Source organism: Cohnella zeiphila (assembly GCF_014212055.1).
In the GTDB taxonomy this organism is placed as follows: Bacteria; Bacillota; Bacilli; order Paenibacillales; family Paenibacillaceae; genus Cohnella; species Cohnella zeiphila.
In genome coordinates, this window is sequence record NZ_JACJVO010000075.1 from 4,713 (window position 1) to 5,813 (window position 1,101).

1 protein-coding gene is annotated in these 1,101 nt (G+C 60.0%); it reads right to left on the reverse strand.

The window, feature by feature from the left end; genetic code table 11:
* Positions 1–1,101 (reverse strand): DUF4082 domain-containing protein (locus H7C18_RS34555; protein WP_185133686.1); only part of this gene is annotated, 1,101 nt, incomplete at both ends.

Consider the following 1,101-nt stretch of genomic DNA (forward strand, 5'->3'; position numbering starts at 1 on the left):
CAATAGGCATACGGCCCGTAATAACCGGAAGAAGCCCAATATTGCTGCGAGAACACGTTGTTCGTAATCACGATATGATCCGAGCCGCTCGCGCCGGCATATAACGTGTAAGTGCCGCCGGCCATCCAGTTGTCGTTGACCGTGATGCTGTGCGAAGCGCCGAAGTCCGCGAACAAGCCGATGGCGGCCGTCGCTCCTTCGGCAGGCTGATTCGGATTCAGCAGGGTATTATGGTCGATCACGAGGCCCGTTGCATCCGTTCCGCCGTAATAGATCGCCTGCGTATGGGCGTATTCGTTGCCCAGGTTTACGAACGCCGCCAGATCGTGAATATAATTGTCGTGAATATAACCGTGTCCGGCGGCGATGCCGTTGGCGAAGCCGGAAATATCGTTGTAGGCCGCCTCGAACGTGCCCGTGCCGCCGAAGGCGATGCCGTAATCTTCGCCGCCGTTGTCCGGCCCGGCTCCCGCCACGCCGGTGATCGTGCAGTTCTCCACGGTCAGATTGCTCGCTCCGTCCCTCAGGTTGATGCCCCACCAGCTGTCGCTGTTGATCTTCGTATTACGGATCGTGACGTTGTTCGCGTAGACGTCGATCGCGCCGTTGACCTCCCAGCCGTCGATGACCGTATTATCGTCATAGATGCTGATGACTCCGGTATGGGTCGTCAGCGACGTGCCGGCAGGCACGCCCGTGTTCGATGCGTTCGGCCAATCCGCAGGCGAGATGGGGGTCGGCGCCGCGTCGGCGTCAAACACCACATCGCGCAAGTAGTTGTTCCCGTTGTAGCTGCCGGTCGGGCGGGACCCGAGCGATGTCGAGTAAACGCCGGCGTTGGCCGGCCAGGACAGATGGCCTCCGTTCGAACCCGCATTCGTCAGATCGGCGGGCTTGTATGCGTAGTATTTCTGCGAATCCGTACCGGTCGAGACGGATACCGTATATTCCACATTCGCGTTGATATAGACGGGCGAGGGAAGCGTAAGCGTCTCCCAGCTGTCGCTGCCGGTATAATGGAAGGTAAAAGGGCCGCCGGCCAGCGTACCGGTGACGTCGTTCCAGAAGCGTACGACATGGTCGCCGGACTCTCCCGTCGCC